Genomic DNA, 16883 nt, shown 5'->3' on the forward strand with positions numbered 1-16883 from the left:
CAGCAGCGGCTCGTAGTCGTTCGTCTCGTCGAGGATGCCGAGGCGGCCGACGTACCGCACCTCCGTCGCGTCGCCGTCCTCGTCGTCGCGGACGTCGATGCGGCCGAAGCACAGTCCGTGCTCGGCCGCGTCGTACTTCGCGATGTCCTCGGTGTACAGCTGCGTGAAGGACTCCCGCTCACTGCGGGCCTGGGGGGTGCCGCCAGTGTCGAGCAGGACACGGCTCAGGCGGGTCTGCGCGTAGGCCCGCATGGAGTCGAGGTGGCCGTACAGCATCGACAGGTAGACCTGCTCACGCTCATGGTCGGGGTGGGACAGGCCATCGGCCGGCAAGGGGTCTCCTCGGGGTCGGACGGGGCGACGGGTGCGCCGCGACGAAGTGCCCAAGAAGTCTAGTGCCGGTCCCGCACCCGCGCAGAATCACCGGGTGCGGGACCGAACCGTGCGGTCAGCGCTGCAGCTGCAGGCGGGCGCGGGTGAGGGCCTCTTCGGCGCGGTGCCGGGCCTGCTGGGCCCGCAGCAGGGACCGTTCCTCCGCCGTCAGCGCCCGCTCCCGGGCGACCTTGGCCAGCTCGGGGCCGCGTTCACGGGCCGTGCCCCACAGCAGCGCGCTGCGTTCGCGAGCGACCTCGGCGAGTTCGGGGCCGCGTTCCTTGGCGACGTCGAGCAGGCCGGTGCCGCGTTCGCGGGCGACCTCGGCGAGTTCCGGGCCGCGTTCCTTGGCGACGTCGAGCAGGCCGGTGCCGCGTTCGCGGGCCACCTCGGCGGGTTCCGGGCCGCGCTCGCGGGCGACGGCGAGCAGGTGCGTGCCGCGTTCGCGGGCCACCTCGGCGAGTTCGGGGCCGCGTTCCTGGGCGACGTCGAGCAGGCCGGTGCCGCGTTCGCGGGCGACCTCGGCGAGTTCCGGGCCGCGCTCGCGGGCGACGTCGAGCAGGTGCGTGCCGCGTTCGCGGGCCACCTCGGCGAGTTCCGGGCCGCGCTCGCGGGCGACGTCGAGCAGGTGGCTTCCGCGTTCGCGGGCGGTGCCGGCCCTGTCCGAGGCCTCCTCCGACAGGGTCCGCACCCGTTCGGCCACCTTGTGCAGGCTCTCGGTCACCGCCTCGCCCGCGGCGTCGTCCTGATGGGGCAGGACGCCGGCGACGGCCTCCTGGGCGCGTCGTGCGGCCCGCCGTCCGCGCCACCCCAGCGACGGCTTGCCCTCGGTGTCCACCGCGGTGATGATCAGTCCGCCGAGCAGGCTCACGTTCTTGAGGAACTGGGTGCGCTGGATGGCGCGGGCCTCCGCGTCCTCGACGTTCCAGAAGTCGTGGCCCGCCACCGTCGTCGGGACGAGCGTGGTGGCCAGTGCGAGCGCCGCCAGCCGCGGGGCCTTGCCCACCGCGAGCAGCGCACCCGCCCCGATCTGCACGGCGGCGTTGATCCGCACGAGCGTCTCGGGATCGTTCGTGATCTTCTCGCTCACCGTGTCCGGGAGCTTCCCCGTCACCGTGTCGGGCAGCATGCCCACCGCCCGGTCGAGTCCCGGCTGCGCGGCCGCCGCCTTGGTGGACGAGTCTCTCAGCGCGTCGATGCCTCCGGCTACGAAGACCGACGCAAGCATGGGGCGGGCGATTCTGCGGACAATCATGTGCTTCCTCCCGTGATCGGTGGCGGTTCCACCTTCGCACGCATACCCCGCCGCCCGGCGGGATATGCGCGTCCGGCCGGGATCACGCCCGCCGGCTCGGGTGTGCGCCGCAGGTGGCACGATGTCGGTGTGCACGGTGGGGGCGAGGAGACGAGGAGCGGCGACGTCGGTGTGGCCGGGGTGCGGGTAAAGCGGACCCCGACCTCACTCGGGGTCGCGGCCACGCTACCGGTTCCGGTCGCGGCGCTGTTTGAGGTGCTCCGGAATCCTTTGCGGCACAGTGAAATCGACGGTTCGGGGACGTTGATCGTCCCCGCGGGGCAGCCCCGGATCACCGCCGTCGGGCAGCACTTCGTCGCGCAGGTGCACTTTCCCGGGGGCACGGCGTATCCGGTGGTCAATCACGTGGTGGCGTTCGAACCCGGCAGGTTGCTCGCCTGGCTGCCCGCCAACCCGGACACCCCGCCGCTCGGCATCCGATGGGAATGGACCTTCGCCGAGGCGGCCGGGGGGACCGCCGTGCGACAGACCTGCGACTGGTCCGCGGTGACCGACACCGCGTACCTGCGCCGGGTGCGGCTCCCGCGGGTCTCGGCCGAGCAGATGTCCGCGAGCCTCGCCCGACTCGAGCGCGCCGCGCGTTCCTGACCTGCTCCGCATGCCCGGTGCTCGCGCCCCCGGTGCGGCGGTGCCCCGACGTGTCTCATGTCACGCGCGCCCCGGTATTGCTGATTGCTAAACTGCGCAAGTACACGCACCGCTCGTCTTGCGGTGGCTCGGACGACGGGAACGGTGATGGTCGCGCAGGCACGTCAGCCCCTCTACCGGATGAAGGCGGACTTCTTCAAGACGCTCGGGCATCCGGCCCGCATCCGGGTCCTCGAGTTGCTCAGCGAGCGCGACCACGCGGTCTCCGAGATGCTGCCCGAGGTGGGGATCGAACCCGCGAACCTGTCCCAGCAGCTGGCGATCCTCCGGCGTGCGGGGCTGGTCACTGCGCGCCGGGAAGGGCTGTCGGTGACCTACGCCCTGACGTCGCCGCGGGTCGCGGAACTGCTGGGCGTCGCCCGCGCCATCCTCACCGGTGTGGTCGCCGGACAGGCAGAACTGCTCGAGGACGATGTTGCCGAACCGGCGGGGGTCCGGGCCCGCGGCTGAGCCGGCCGCTCACCCGGGGCGCCACGCGCGCATTGATTGCAGACTTTATTAAGTTCTTAGTTGTTGTTTGTGGTGGAGGCACGATGTCGATGTCGACGGAACAGCACGATGCGGAGACCGGGCGCACCGGAGAAGAGGCGACGGGAGCCGGCCCCGTCGTGGCTCGCGCCGCACGGTCGGTCGCCGCGCTGATGCCACGCTGGGGTGAGTGGAAACCGGCCCTGCGTTCGCCCCGCGCCGATCTGACCGCGGGGCTCGTCGTCGCCCTCGTCGCCCTGCCCCTCGCGCTCGGCTTCGGCATCAGCTCCGGACTGGGGGCCGCGGCGGGGCTCGCGACCGCCGTCGTCGCGGGTGCGGTCGCCGCCGTGTTCGGCGGCTCCCGCTTCCAGGTGTCGGGCCCGACCGGCGCGATGACCGTCGTCCTGGTGCCGATCTTCCACGAGCACGGCGCCTCCGGCGTCCTCGCGGTGGGACTCGTCGCCGGCGTCGTTCTCGTGGTTCTCGCCTTCGCCGGCATCGGCCGGGCGGTGCGCTTCATGCCCGCCCCGGTGATCGAGGGCTTCACCGCCGGGATCGCCGTCGTCATCGCCCTGCAGCAGGTCCCGGCCGCGCTCGGCATCGCCCACGCCGAGGGGGAGAAGGTGTGGCAGAGCGCGTTCGACGCCGTCCGACAGTTCGCCGACCGGCCGTCCCTCCTGCCCGCAGCCGTGGCGGTGCTCGTCGCGACGGCCATCCTGATCGGGGGCCGGTACCTGCCGAAGCTGCCGTTCTCGCTCGTCGCAGTGGTGCTGGCCACCGTCGTCGCACAGCTGTTCCATCTGGACGTCACGCGGATCGGGGCCATCCCGTCCGGCTTCGGTGCCCCCAGCCTCGGATTCCTCGACCTCGGCGAGCTGACGTCGCTCCTCGCGCCGGCGCTCGCGGTGGCCGCGCTCGCGGCCCTCGAATCCCTGCTGTCCGCGACCGCCGCGGATTCGATGAGCGTCGGCACCCGGCACGACCCGGACCGAGAGCTGTTCGGGCAGGGCCTGGCCAACATCGCCGCCCCCCTGTTCGGCGGCGTTCCGGCCACGGGCGCGATCGCACGCACGGCCGTCAACGTCCGGTCGGGGGCGCGGTCCCGGCTGTCCGCCCTCACCCACGCCGTCATCCTCGCCGGCATCGTCTACCTCGCCTCGCCGCTCGTCGCGCAGATCCCGCTCGCCGCCCTCGCCGGGGTTCTGCTCGCCACCACCGTGCGCATGGTCGAAACCGCCTCGATCGTCGCGATCACGCGGGCCAGCCGCGCGGATGCGATCGTCATGACGGTGACGTTCCTGGTCACCGTCGCCCTCGACCTCGTGACGGCCGTGGCGATCGGTGTCGGGTTCGCTGCGGTTCTCGCGCTGCGGGCGGTCGCGAGGTCCGCCCGGATCGAGCAGGTTCCCCTCGACGAGGACGGGGATCACGCCGACGAGGAACACGAGTTGCTGCGCGAGCACATCGTCGCGTACCGGATCGACGGCGCCCTGTTCTTCGCCGCGGCCCACCGGTTCCTGCTCGAGCTCGCCGATGTCACGGACGTCAAGGTCGTGATCCTGCGCATGTCCCGCGTGACGGCCATCGACGCCACCGGTGCGATCGTCCTCAAGGACGCCATCACCAAGCTCGAGCACCGGCACATCACGGTGCTGATCTCCGGGGCCAGGCCCGAACATCTGCGGCCGTTGTCCGCCCTGGGGGTGTTCACCACCAAGGACAGCGAGGAGCGGCACGTCTTCGCGACCACACCCCGGGCCATCGCGTACGCCCGCATGCTGGTGCTGCCGGAACACCGGTACGCCCCGACCGTCGCCGGTGCCGAAGGGCCGAGGCCGGGACCGTTCGAGGCCACTCCGCGCGGGTAGAATCGGCCTCGTGACCGGCCCTCGCCGCAACCTGGTTCTCCTCACCCGGTAACACCAGGTGAGCGCGGGGACCGGTCGCCTGCCGACGGTGGTGCCCGGCGTACGCCCGGCCCGGGTCGGGTGCGCCCCGGCTCGCCTCCCGGGACCGACCGGCTCCGGCCAGTAGCATCTTCCCCCGTGACCGACGCGACCGCGAGTGCCAGCCGCCCTGCCGCCCTGCGCGTCCTCGTCTACAGCGACGACGCCGACACGCGCGAGCAGGTCACCCGCGCGCTGGGCCGGCGACCCGATCCCGAGCTCCCCGAACTCGACTTCGTCGAGGTGGCGACCGCGCCGATGGTGATCCGGCGCATGGACGCCGGCGGTATCGACCTCGCGATCCTGGACGGTGAGGCAGCCCCCGCCGGCGGGATGGGGATCGCCAAGCAGCTCAAGGACGAACTCGAACAGTGCCCGCCCGTCGTCGTGCTGACCGGCCGCCCGGACGACGCGTGGCTCGCCGACTGGTCCCGGGCCGAGGCCGCGGTGCCGCGGCCACTCGACCCGTTCCGCCTCGCCGAGACGGTCGTCGCGCTGCTGCGCGGCCGCAGCACCACCTGACGGCGCCGCGGGACGCCCGCCCCGGCGGGCCGCGCGAGTGGGCCGGTCCGCGAACGGTCGGGCGAAACGGAGAAATCGCGCCGCGTGGTATCCGCCTCGGGGAGACACCCCGCCGGTAGGCTGAGCCGTACATCACAATGATGCGGTTGAAGTGACCCACGGCACCGACACCGCCTCGTGATCGTTCGGCCCCAGCGGCCGAGAGGTCGGCAAGGGCAACGGAGTCGGCGCGGGTGGCCGGCTCGCACGGAGAGGAGCCAGGCGCCGTGAACGTCTACATCCCCATCCTCGTGCTCGGCGGGATCGCGGTCGCGTTCGCCGTGTTCTCCGTCGTCGTGTCCTCGGTGATCGGCCCGAGCCGCTACAACCGGGCCAAGCTCGAAGCCTACGAATGCGGGATCGACCCGACCCCGCAGCCGCCGGGCGGCGGCAGGTTCCCGGTGAAGTACTACCTGACGGCCATGCTGTTCATCATCTTCGACATCGAGATCGTGTTCCTCTACCCGTGGGCCGTCCACCTCGACGCCCTGGGGGTCTTCGGGCTGGCCGCGATGGCGCTGTTCGTGTTCAACGTCGCAGTGGCCTACGTCTACGAGTGGCGGCGGGGTGGTCTCGGCTGGGACTGACCGCGGCAGGTATTGGGTGCGACAGGGAATGGGATTGTGCCGTAATGGATTCGAACACCGACCGAAAGTGATAAGAGTCGGACATGGGTCTCGAGGAGAAGTTGCCGAGCGGCTTTCTGCTGAGCACGGTGGAGAGCTTCGCCGGTTTCGCACGCAAGGGTTCGCTGTGGCCCGCGACCTTCGGGCTCGCGTGCTGCGCGATCGAGATGATGACCACCGTGTCGCCGCGGTTCGACATCGCACGGTTCGGGATGGAGGCGTTCCGGGCCTCGCCGCGACAAGCCGACCTCATGATCGTCGCCGGCCGGGTCAGCCAGAAGATGGCCCCGGTGCTGCGGCAGGTCTACGACCAGATGGTCGAACCGAAATGGGTGCTGGCCATGGGGGTGTGCGCCTCCTCGGGCGGCATGTTCAACAACTACGCCATCGTGCAGGGCGTCGACCACATCGTCCCGGTCGACATCTACCTCCCCGGCTGCCCGCCCCGACCGGAGATGCTGCTGCACGCCGTCCTGATGCTGCACGAGAAGATCCAGCAGATGCCGCTCGGCGTGGACCGGGAGAAGGCCGTGCAGGCCGCCGAGGAGGCGGCCCTGGCTGCCGGCCGGCCCGTGCTGCCCACTCCCCGGGGGGCGGCCCGATGACCCCTCCCTCGGACAACGAACGGTCCTCGCTGCCGGTGGACCGGGCCGCCACCACCGGACCCGAGGGAACGCTGCCGGCGCAGCCCGCCGGTGACGCCGAGGTGATCGGCGTCCGTCAGGGCATGTTCGGCGTGCGCGGCAGCGGTGACACCTCCGGCTACGGGCGGCTCGTATGCCCGGTGACCCTGCCCGCCGGCACCCCGCGCCCGTACGGCGGCTACTTCGACGACGTCGCCGACGCCCTGCGCGACGCCGTCGCCGCATCGGGGACGGAGTTCGAGGACGCGATCGAGAAGGTCGTCGTCCACCGCGGTGAGCTGACCTTCCACGTCCGGCGGGAGCACCTCCCCGAGGTGGCCCGGCGCCTGCGCGACGACCCGGACCTGCGCTTCGAACTGTGCCTCGGCGTCGACGGGGTGCACTACCCGCAGGACACCGGCCGCGAACTGCACGCCGTGTACCCGCTGATGTCGATCACCCACAACCGCCGCATCCGGCTCGAGGTGTCGGCCCCGGATGCCGATCCCCACATCCCGTCGCTGTACGAGGTGTATCCGACCAACGACTGGCACGAGCGCGAGACCTACGACTTCTTCGGGATCGTGTTCGACGGGCACCCGTCGCTGACCCGCATCGAGATGCCCGACGACTGGTCGGGGCATCCTCAGCGCAAGGACTATCCGCTCGGCGGCATCCCCGTCGAGTACCACGGAGCGGAGATCCCGCCGCCCGACGAGCGGAGGGCGTACACATGACCGACCTGACCGAAGGACCGGTCCACACCGTCGTCGGCGAGGACTGGGACAGCATCGTCGAGGCCGCCCGCGCCGCGGCCGCCGACCGCGGCGACGAACGCATCGTGGTCAACATGGGACCGCAGCATCCGTCGACCCACGGAGTGTTGCGGCTCGTGCTCGAGATCGAAGGCGAGACCGTCACCGAGGCGCGCTGCGGAATCGGCTACCTGCACACCGGCATCGAGAAGAACCTCGAATACCGCACCTGGACCCAGGGCGTCACGTTCGTCACCCGGATGGACTACCTGTCCCCGTTCTTCAACGAGACCGCCTACTGTCTCGGCGTCGAGCAGCTGCTCGACATCACCGAGGCGATCCCCGAACGAGCCACCGTCGTGCGGGTGCTGCTCATGGAACTCAACCGGATCTCCTCGCACCTGGTCGCCCTCGCCACCGGCGGCATGGAACTCGGTGCGATGACCGCCATGTTCCTCGGTTTCCGCGAGCGCGAACTGATCCTCGACGTGTTCGAGACCATCACCGGTCTGCGCATGAACCACGCCTACATCCGGCCCGGCGGACTCGCGCAGGACCTGCCGGACGGCGCGGTCGAGAAGATCCGCGACCTGCTCGCGCTGCTGCCGCGGCGACTGCGGGACATGGAGAACCTGCTCAACGAGAACCACATCTGGAAGGCCCGCACCCAGGGGATCGGCTACCTCGACCTGACCGGGTGCATGGCCCTCGGCATCACCGGACCCGTGCTGCGCTCGACCGGCCTGCCGCACGACCTGCGCAAGGCACAACCGTACTGCGGCTACGACACCTACGAGTTCGAGGTGTGCACCGACACCGGCTGCGACGCCTACGGCCGCTACCTGATCCGGATCGACGAGATGAAGGAGTCGATCAAGATCGTCGAACAGTGCCTCGACCGGCTGCGTCCCGGTCCGGTGATGGTGGAGGACAAGAAGATCGCGTGGCCGGCCGACCTGTCGCTCGCCGCGGACGGTCTCGGCAACTCCCCGGAGCACATCCGCAAGATCATGGGCAACTCGATGGAGGGCCTGATCCACCATTTCAAGCTCGTCACCGAGGGCTTCCGCGTCCCACCCGGCCAGGTGTACACCGCCGTCGAATCCCCCCGCGGGGAACTGGGGGTGCACATGGTCAGCGACGGCGGCACCCGGCCCTACCGGGTGCACTTCCGGGATCCGTCCTTCACGAACCTGCAAGCGGTGTCCGCGATGTGCGAGGGCGGCATGGTCGCCGACGTCATCGCCGCGGTCGCCAGCATCGATCCCGTGATGGGGGGAGTGGACCGGTGACGCAGCAACCGCGAGTAGCGATCGACCCGGACCCGGCCACGGGGCCGGTGCTCATCCCGTTCGGCGTCCGCCCCGACGAACCGTCCCGGCTGGCGCGGCCCGGCGCCCGCGAACACTACCCCCCGGACGTCCGTGCCCGCCTCGAGGCCGACGCCGACGAGATCGTCGGTCGCTATCCCCAGCCGCGCTCGGCCCTGCTGCCGCTGCTGCACCTGGTGCAGTCCGAGGACGGCTACCTCACCCCCGCGGGTGTCGAGTTCTGCGCCGGCCGGCTCGGACTGACCGGAGCCGAGGTCGGGGCGGTCGCCACGTTCTACTCCATGTACCGGCGCGAACCCACCGGCGACTACCTCGTCGGTGTCTGCACCAACACCCTGTGCGCGATCATGGGCGGCGACGAGATCCTCGAAGCGCTGGAACACCACCTCGGGCAGCGTCCCGCGGCCGGCACCGCCTCGGACCCGGGCTCGGACACCACGCCGGACTCGCGCGGCGAGAGCGCCGGCTCCGTCACCCTCGAACGCCTCGAGTGCAACGCGGCCTGCGACTTCGCGCCCGTCGTGATGGTCAACTGGGAGTTCTTCGACCACCAGACCCCGGACTCGGCGCGTGCGCTCGTCGACGACCTGCGCGCCGGCCGGCCCGTCACCCCCACCCGGGGCGCGCCGCTGTGCACCTTCCGGCAGACCGCCCGCATCCTCGCCGGGTTTCCGGACGAGCGGCCCGGCGCCGTGGCGGCGGGCGGCAGCGCAGGAGCGGCATCGCTCGCCGGTCTGCGCATCGCCCGGGAACGGGGCATGCGGGCGCCGGAACCGGACCACCCCTCCGGCCCGGACCCGGCCGCCGGTCCCCGATCCGAGGGAGGCTGACGTGACGCTGACCCCTGTCCTGAGCCGCTACTGGGACGAACCCGAATCCTGGACCCTCGACACCTACCTCCGCCACGACGGCTACGAGGGCCTGCGCACGGCGCTGCGCATGCACCCCGACGAGGTGATCGGCACCGTCAAGGAGGCGGGGCTGCGCGGCCGCGGCGGCGCCGGGTTCGCCACCGGGGTCAAGTGGAGTTTCATCCCCCAGGGCGACGGCAAACCCCACTACCTGGTGGTCAACGCCGACGAATCCGAACCGGGCACCTGCAAGGACATGCCCCTGCTGCTGGCCACCCCGCACGCCCTCGTGGAGGGTGCGGTCATCGCCGCATACGCCATCCGCGCCGCGCACGCCTTCGTCTACGTCCGCGGCGAGGTGGTGCCGGTGCTGCGCCGGCTGCAGGCCGCCGTCGCCGAGGCCTACGCCGCCGGCTTCCTCGGCCGCGACATCCTCGGCAGCGGCTACGACCTCGACCTCGTCGTCCACGCCGGCGCCGGGGCCTACATCTGCGGGGAGGAGACCGCGCTCCTGGACTCCCTCGAGGGCCGGCGCGGCCAACCCCGCCTCCGACCCCCGTTCCCCGCCGTCGCGGGGCTGTACGCACGCCCGACCGTCGTCAACAACGTCGAGTCGATCGCGAGCGTGCCGTCGATCCTGCACCACGGGATCGAATGGTTCCGCTCCATGGGAACCGAGAAGTCCCCGGGCTTCACGCTCTACTCCCTGTCCGGTCACGTGGCGACCCCCGGCCAGTACGAGGCGCCCCTGGGCATCACCCTGCGGGAGCTGCTCGACTACGCGGGCGGTGTCCGGGCCGGGCACCGGCTGAAGTTCTGGACCCCCGGCGGCTCGTCGACGCCGCTGTTCACCGACGAGCACCTCGACGTCCCCCTCGACTACGAGGGTGTCGCCGCCGCCGGATCCATGCTGGGCACCAAGGCACTGCAGATCTTCGACGACACCACCTGCGTAGTGCGCGCGGTGCTGCGCTGGAGCGAGTTCTACGCGCACGAGTCCTGCGGCAAGTGCACCCCCTGCCGCGAAGGCACCTACTGGCTCGTGCAGATCCTGCGACGGCTCGAGCGCGGCGACGGAACCGCAACGGACCTGGACACCCTGCTCGACCTCTCCGACAACATCCTCGGCAGGTCGTTCTGCGCACTCGGCGACGGGGCGACCAGCCCCGTCACCTCCTCGATCCGGTACTTCCGCGACGAGTACCTGGCGCACTTCGAGCAGGGCGGCTGCCCGTTCGACCCGCACCTGTCCACCGTCATGGCCGGGGCCGGCGCGAACCGACCGCACGACGGAGGTGCCCGATGAGCGTCCACACCAACCGCGACACCACCGGCCTGCCGCCCGCACCGGACCTGGTCACCGTCGTCGTCGACGGCGTCGAGATCGGCGTCCCGAAAGGCACCCTCGTCATCCGCGCCGCGGAACTGCTCGGCGTCCAGATTCCCCGCTTCTGCGACCACCCGCTGCTCGAACCCGTCGGTGCCTGCCGCCAGTGCCTCGTCGACGTGGAAGGCCAACGCAAACCCGTCGCCTCCTGCACGACCCCGGTCACGGACGGCATGGTCGTGCACACGCAGCTGACCTCCCCGGTGGCGGACAAGGCGCAGAAGGGCGTGATGGAGCTGCTGCTGATCAACCATCCGCTGGACTGCCCGGTCTGCGACAAGGGCGGCGAATGCCCCCTGCAGAACCAGGCCATGTCGAACGGGCGTGCCGAGTCCCGGTTCACCGAGACCAAACGCACGTTCCCCAAACCGATCTCGCTCTCCGCGCAGATCCTCCTGGACCGCGAGCGATGCGTACTCTGCGCCCGGTGCACGCGGTTCTCCCAGCAGATCGCCGGCGACCCCTTCATCGAACTGATGGAACGGGGTGCCCTGCAGCAGGTCGGCATCTACGAGAAGGAACCGTTCGAGTCGTACTTCTCCGGCAACACCGTGCAGATCTGCCCGGTCGGCGCACTCACCGGAGCGGCCTACCGGTTCCGCGCCCGGCCCTTCGACCTCGTGTCGAGCCCGAGCGTGTGCGAACACTGCGCCAGCGGCTGCGCCCAACGCACCGACCACCGGCGCGGCACGGTGCTGCGCCGGCTGGCCGGCGACGACCCGCAGGTCAACGAGGAGTGGAACTGCGACAAGGGCCGATGGGCCTTCACCTACGCCACCCAGCCCGACCGTCTCACCACCCCGCTGGTGCGGGGCGACGACGGCACGCTCACGCCCGCCTCGTGGCGTGACGCCCTGCGCGTCGCCGCCCGTGGCCTGACCGCCGCGCGCGGCCGTACCGGGGTGCTCGTCGGCGGCCGCGTCACCGTCGAGGACGCGTACGCCTACAGCAAGTTCGCCCGGCTCGGCCTCGACACCAACGACATCGATTTCCGGTCGCGGCCGCATTCCGCGGAGGAGGCACAGTTCCTCGCCGCCCGCGTCGCCGGGCGCTGGCCCGGCGCCGGAGCCGTGACGTACGACGACCTCGACAACGCCCCCGCCGTCCTGCTCGTCGGATTCGAACCCGAAGACGAGTCGCCGATCGTGTTCCTGAGACTGCGCAGAGCGGTCCGCAAGGGAGGACTGGCGGTGTCCGCGATCGCACCGTTCGCGAGCCGCGGCCTGACGAAACTGCGCGGACGGCTCCTGCGGGCCGTCCCCGGCACCGAGCCGGACCTGCTCGACACGCTCCGCCTCGGCGCCCGACCCGGCGACCGCGATGTCACCGAGACGGCCGAACTCCTGACCCGACCCGGGGCGGTCGTCCTGGTGGGGGAGCGGACGGCGGCAATCCCGGGCGCCTTGACGGCCGCCGGCCGGCTCGCCGACCACACCGGCGCGCGGCTCGCGTGGATCCCGCGACGGGCCGGGGAACGCGGTGCGCTCGAGGCCGGGGCCCTGCCGGGACTTCTGCCCGGTGCCCGCCCGGTCACCGACGCCGAGGCCCGGCGCCAGGTTGCCGCCGCATGGGGCGTGCCGGACCTGCCGTCCTCCGTCGGCCGGGACACCGGACAGATCCTCGCCGGCGCTGCAACCGGCACCCTCGGGGCCCTGGTGATCGGCGGGGTCGACGTCGACGATCTGCCGGATCCGCACGCCGCCGTCGCCGCGGTCGACGCCGCCGGCTTCGTCGTCAGCCTCGAACTGCGGCGCAGCGCGCTCACCGACCGAGCCGACGTCGTCTTCCCCGTCGCCCCCGCCGTGGAGAAACCCGGAACGTTCCTCGATTGGGAGGGCCGGGAGCGCCCCTTCGCCGCCGCACTGCGCAATACCGGCGCCCTGCCCGATCAGCGGGTGCTCGGCGCGATCGCCGACGAGATGGGGGTCCGCCTCGGGCTCGCCGACGCCGCGGCCACCGTCGACGAGCTCGTCGCGCTGGGGTCCTGGGACGGCGAAGCCGCCGGGCCACCGGACGTCGCGCCGCGCGGCACGCCGGCGCCCGGCACCGGTGAGGCGGTGCTCGCCGGATGGCGGATGCTTCTCGACCGCGGACGGATGCAGGACGGTGAACCGCATCTCGCCGGGACCGCCCGGCGGCCGGTCGCGCGCCTGTCCGTCGCCACCGCCGCCGAGATCTCGGCGGACGACGGGGACCCGGTGACCGTCGCGACGGACCGCGGCTCGGTCACGCTGCCGCTGGTGGTCACCGACATGCCGGACCGGGTCGTGTGGCTGCCCCTCAACTCGCCGGGGTCCGCGGTGCATCGGCAGCTGGCCGCGTCCGTGGGCGACATCGTCCGGATCGGCCGGGCGGAGCGCTCGTCGCAGGGGGTGGCCGATGAGTGACGTCACGCTGTTCGGCGCTGCGACGGTACCGGGGCCGGGGGTCCTGTCGGCGCAGTCCGGGTACCCCGATCCGGCCGCGTTCGGTCAGGATCCGTGGTGGCTGGTCGTCGGCAAGGCGGTGGCCGTCTTCGTCTTCCTGGTGTTGACGGTGCTCGTCGCCATCCTCGTGGAACGAAAGATATTGGCGCGCATGCAGATGCGCGTCGGGCCGAATCGGGTGGGCCCGCGGGGGTTGCTGCAGAGCCTCGCCGACGGCGTCAAACTCGCCCTGAAGGAGGGCATCGTTCCCGCGGGCGTGGACAAACCCATCTACGTCCTCGCGCCGATCATCGCGACGGTGCCGGCGTTCATGGCGTTCGCCGTCATCCCGCTCGGACCGGTGGTCTCCGTGTTCGGCCAGCGCACCCCGCTGCAACTGACCGACCTTCCGGTGGCCGTGCTGTACATCCTCGCTGCGACGTCCATCGGCGTCTACGGCATCGTGCTCGCCGGCTGGGCATCCGGGTCCACCTATCCGCTGCTGGGCGGTCTGCGCTCGACGGCGCAGGTGATCTCGTACGAGATCGCCATGGCGCTCTCGTTCGCGGCCGTCTTCCTGCTGTCGGGCACGCTGTCCACCTCCGGCATCGTCGCCGCCCAGGACGGCACCTGGTACGTCTTCCTGCTCCTGCCCTCGTTCCTCATCTACGTCACGTCCATGGTCGGCGAGACGAACCGGGCACCGTTCGACCTGCCCGAGGCCGAGGGCGAACTCGTCGGCGGCTTCCACACGGAGTACTCGTCGCTGAAGTTCGCGATGTTCATGCTCGCCGAGTACGTCAACATGGTGACGGTCTCGGCGCTGGCCACCACCCTCTTCCTCGGCGGCTGGCGCGCACCGTGGCCGCTGAACATGTGGGAGGGCGCGAACTCCGGCTGGGTGCCGCTGCTGTGGTTCGTCCTCAAGGTGTGGGGATTTTTGTTCCTGTTCGTATGGCTGCGCGGCACGCTGCCGCGGCTGCGCTACGACCAGTTCATGAATCTGGGCTGGAAGGTGCTCATCCCGGTGGCGCTCGGCTGGATCATGGTCGTCGCCGTGATCCGCGTCCTGCGCACGGAGGGCCTGGACCGGTGGCAGATCGTTCTCGCCGCGACCGGCGTGGTCGTCGCCCTGGCAGTGCCGTCGCTGCTGTGGAACCGCATGAGCTCCGGTCGCCTCCGGCCCACCGGCACCCCCGGCGGCCCGGCGGTCACTGCCGAAACCGAGCAGCCGTTCGACCCGATGGCCGGCGGCTTCCCCGTCCCGCCGTTACCCGGCCAGACGCTGCCACCGCGGCGTCGGCGCACCCCCGTCACCGCAGCCGCCGAGAGCGGGCGCCGTGGCGATCCGACCACCGAGGAGAATCGCGATGCCTGACTTCCTCGATCCCATAGCGGGATTCGGCGTCACCTTCCGGGCGATGTTCGACAAGGCCCAGACCGAGCGCTACCCCGAGCAGAAGGAACCGACCGCACCGCGCTACCACGGCCGCCACCAGCTCAACCGCCACCCCGACGGGCTCGAGAAGTGCATCGGGTGCGAGCTGTGTGCCTGGGCGTGCCCCGCCGACGCCATCTACGTCGAGGGCGCGGACAACACCGACGACGGGCGATACTCGCCCGGTGAGCGCTACGGACGCGTCTACCAGATCAACTACCTGCGCTGCATCGGATGCGGTCTGTGCATCGAGGCCTGCCCGACGCGGGCGTTGACCATGACCAACGAGTACGAGATGGCCGACGACAACCGGACCGACCTGATCTACGACAAGACCAGGCTGCTCGCCCCGCTCGGGCCCGGCATGGTGGCACCACCCCACGACATGTACCCGGGCACGACCGACGAGGACTACTACCTCGGTGCGGTGACCGAGGCCGCGCCCGGCACCACCACGGCCGCTGCCGGGCAGGGGGAGGACACCGTCGCACCCGACCGGGAACCGACGCAGCCGCGAGGCGGTCGCGATGTGGCGTGACCGGCGGAGAGGGGAGTGGTCTCGATGGACCCGATGACGCCGGCCCTGCTGACGGCCGAAGCCGTCACCCGCACCTCCACCGGCGAGGCCGTGCTGTTCTGGATCCTCGGAACGCTCGCGGTGCTCGGCGCACTCGGCGTCGTCGCCGCGTCCAAGGCCGTCTATTCGGCGATGTTCCTCGCGGTCACCATGATCATCCTCGCGGTGTTCTACATCGCCCAGGATGCGCTGTTCCTCGGAATCGTGCAGATCGTGGTCTACACGGGGGCGGTGATGATGCTGTTCCTGTTCGTGGTCATGCTCGTCGGCGTCGACTCCTCCGACTCGCTCGTCGAGACGCTGCGCGGCCAGCGGGTCGCCGCGATCGCGGCCGGCCTCGGATTCGGCCTGCTGCTCGTCGGCGGTCTCGGCAACGCCGCCGTCTCCGAGTTCGCCGGCCTCGACGCAGCGAACGCCGCCGGCAACATCACCGGCCTGGCCGAGCTGATCTTCGTGCGGTACGTCTGGGCGTTCGAACTCACCGGCGCCCTGCTGATCACGGCCACGATCGGCGCCATGGTCCTCGCTCACCGGGAACGATTCGGGCTGCGCAAGACCCAGCGGGAACTGTCGCAGGAACGCTTCCGCGCCGGTGGTCGCGCCACCCCGCTGCCGAGTCCCGGCGTCTATGCCCGGCACAACGCCGTCGACGTGCCGGCCCGGCTGCCCGACGGGTCGTACTCGGACCTGTCGGTCAGCGAAGTGCTCCGGCAGCGCGCCGTGACCGTCGACGACGCCGGACCGCGCGAGAGCGACGCACCGCGCGGCGGGTCGTCGGGTGAGGAGGAATCGCGGTGAACCCCGAGAACTACCTGTACCTGTCCGCCCTGTTGTTCACCATCGGCGCGGCCGGCGTCCTGCTGCGCCGCAACGCGATCGTCGTGTTCATGTGCATCGAGTTGATGCTCAACGCCGCGAACCTGGCGTTCGTCACGTTCGCGCGTATGCACGGCAATCTCGACGGCCAGGTCATCGCGTTCTTCACGATGGTCGTCGCCGCCGCCGAGGTCGTCGTCGGCCTCGCGATCATCATGACCATCTTCCGTTCCCGCCGTTCGGTTTCCGTCGACGACGCCAACCTCCTGAAGTACTGACGCCCCCGGACGACACCCGTCCGCCCACGCACGAGGAGGAGACTGTGCCCGAGACGACCGTGCCCGAGACGACAACCGGCGCCCCGACGGGTGGACCGGCATGAACGGGATCTCGTCGACGGTCTGGCTGCTGCCCGCGCTGCCGCTGTTCGGCGCGGTCGTACTGCTGCTGACCGGCCGGCGCAGCGACACGTGGGGACACCTGCTCGGCTGCGCGACGGCACTGGCCTCGTTCGCGCTCGGCATCGCCCTCTTCGTCGACATGCTCGGCCGCGACACCGCCGACCGCGCCGTGAACCAGGACCTTTTCGAGTGGGTGCCGGTCGCGGGACTGCAGATCGACTTCGGTCTCCAGCTCGACCAGCTGTCGATGTGCTTCGTGCTGCTGATCACCGGCGTCGGCTCGCTCATCCACATCTACTCCGTCGGGTACATGGCGCACGGCCCCGACCCCTCCGGTCGCTCCGCTGGTTCCGCTGCGGGGGC

16 protein-coding genes and 2 pseudogenes are annotated in these 16883 nt (G+C 71.1%); 16 read left to right on the forward strand and 2 right to left on the reverse strand.

Features of this window, described 5'->3' with window-relative positions; genetic code table 11:
* Both OEY_RS28665 and OEY_RS0118665 read right to left on the reverse strand, forming a co-directional pair.
* A pseudogene (locus tag OEY_RS28665) lies at nt 1–333 on the reverse strand (helicase); the annotation flags it as partial.
* A gap of 115 nt (nt 334–448) precedes the next feature.
* On the reverse strand, nt 449–1627 hold the full coding sequence (locus OEY_RS0118665; protein WP_010595338.1) for a DoxX family protein: 1179 nt from the start codon (nt 1625–1627) through the stop codon (nt 449–451).
* A gap of 270 nt (nt 1628–1897) precedes the next feature.
* Here OEY_RS0118665 and OEY_RS28670 point away from each other — a divergent pair, with 270 nt between their 5' ends.
* The 16 genes and pseudogenes from OEY_RS28670 to OEY_RS28675 form a co-directional block, all read left to right on the forward strand.
* Entirely contained in the window at nt 1898–2275 is a 378-nt protein-coding gene (locus tag OEY_RS28670; RefSeq protein WP_234575000.1) for a hypothetical protein, read from the forward strand.
* A gap of 147 nt (nt 2276–2422) precedes the next feature.
* Entirely contained in the window at nt 2423–2785 is a 363-nt protein-coding gene (locus tag OEY_RS0118675; RefSeq protein ID WP_010595340.1) for an ArsR/SmtB family transcription factor, read from the forward strand.
* Nucleotides 2786–2868: 83 nt separating this feature from the next.
* Nucleotides 2869–4671, forward strand: coding sequence for a SulP family inorganic anion transporter (locus tag OEY_RS0118680; protein WP_010595341.1), 1803 nt, complete (start codon nt 2869–2871; stop codon nt 4669–4671).
* Nucleotides 4672–4848: 177 nt separating this feature from the next.
* On the forward strand, nt 4849–5271 hold the full coding sequence (locus tag OEY_RS0118685) for an Rv3143 family two-component system response regulator (RefSeq protein WP_010595342.1): 423 nt from the start codon (nt 4849–4851) through the stop codon (nt 5269–5271).
* A gap of 266 nt (nt 5272–5537) precedes the next feature.
* Nucleotides 5538–5897 (forward strand): NADH-quinone oxidoreductase subunit A, encoded by a 360-nt coding sequence (locus OEY_RS0118690; protein WP_010595343.1) that lies wholly within the window; start codon nt 5538–5540, stop codon nt 5895–5897.
* A gap of 83 nt (nt 5898–5980) precedes the next feature.
* Nucleotides 5981–6541, forward strand: a complete 561-nt coding sequence (locus tag OEY_RS0118695; protein ID WP_010595344.1) for a NuoB/complex I 20 kDa subunit family protein — start codon at nt 5981–5983, stop codon at nt 6539–6541.
* Complete coding sequence (locus OEY_RS0118700) at nt 6538–7296, forward strand: NADH-quinone oxidoreductase subunit C (RefSeq protein WP_010595345.1); 759 nt, start codon at nt 6538–6540, stop codon at nt 7294–7296. The genes OEY_RS0118695 and OEY_RS0118700 overlap by 4 nt, the downstream gene beginning before the upstream one ends.
* Nucleotides 7293–8606 carry an NADH dehydrogenase (quinone) subunit D gene (gene nuoD, locus OEY_RS0118705; protein ID WP_010595346.1) on the forward strand — a complete coding sequence of 438 codons (1314 nt, stop codon included), beginning with the start codon at nt 7293–7295 and terminating at the stop codon, nt 8604–8606. The genes OEY_RS0118700 and nuoD overlap by 4 nt, the downstream gene beginning before the upstream one ends.
* A complete protein-coding gene (nuoE, locus tag OEY_RS0118710) occupies nt 8603–9475 on the forward strand; it encodes an NADH-quinone oxidoreductase subunit NuoE (RefSeq protein ID WP_010595347.1) in 873 nt (290 codons plus the stop codon). The genes nuoD and nuoE overlap by 4 nt, the downstream gene beginning before the upstream one ends.
* A 1-nt stretch (nt 9476) precedes the next feature.
* Nucleotides 9477–10802, forward strand: coding sequence for an NADH-quinone oxidoreductase subunit NuoF (gene nuoF / locus OEY_RS0118715; protein WP_010595348.1), 1326 nt, complete (start codon nt 9477–9479; stop codon nt 10800–10802).
* Nucleotides 10799–13270: an NADH-quinone oxidoreductase subunit G gene (locus OEY_RS0118720; RefSeq protein ID WP_010595349.1), complete on the forward strand. Its 2472-nt coding sequence runs from the start codon at nt 10799–10801 to the stop codon at nt 13268–13270. Before nuoF ends, OEY_RS0118720 begins: the two co-directional genes overlap by 4 nt.
* A gap of 43 nt (nt 13271–13313) precedes the next feature.
* On the forward strand, nt 13314–14666 hold the full coding sequence (gene nuoH, locus OEY_RS0118725) for an NADH-quinone oxidoreductase subunit NuoH (protein WP_048771154.1): 1353 nt from the start codon (nt 13314–13316) through the stop codon (nt 14664–14666).
* Nucleotides 14659–15264 carry an NADH-quinone oxidoreductase subunit NuoI gene (gene nuoI, locus OEY_RS0118730; protein ID WP_010595351.1) on the forward strand — a complete coding sequence of 202 codons (606 nt, stop codon included), beginning with the start codon at nt 14659–14661 and terminating at the stop codon, nt 15262–15264. Before nuoH ends, nuoI begins: the two co-directional genes overlap by 8 nt.
* 33 nt (nt 15265–15297) lie before the next feature.
* Complete coding sequence (locus OEY_RS0118735; RefSeq protein ID WP_043805569.1) at nt 15298–16101, forward strand: NADH-quinone oxidoreductase subunit J; 804 nt, start codon at nt 15298–15300, stop codon at nt 16099–16101.
* Nucleotides 16098–16397 (forward strand): NADH-quinone oxidoreductase subunit NuoK, encoded by a 300-nt coding sequence (gene nuoK, locus OEY_RS0118740; RefSeq protein ID WP_003937937.1) that lies wholly within the window; start codon nt 16098–16100, stop codon nt 16395–16397. Before OEY_RS0118735 ends, nuoK begins: the two co-directional genes overlap by 4 nt.
* Nucleotides 16398–16497: 100 nt before the next feature.
* Nucleotides 16498–16883 (forward strand): annotated as a pseudogene (locus OEY_RS28675) (NADH-quinone oxidoreductase subunit L); the annotation flags it as partial.

Source organism: Rhodococcus sp. P14 (assembly GCF_000256505.1).
Taxonomy (GTDB): Bacteria; Actinomycetota; Actinomycetes; order Mycobacteriales; family Mycobacteriaceae; genus Rhodococcus; species Rhodococcus ruber.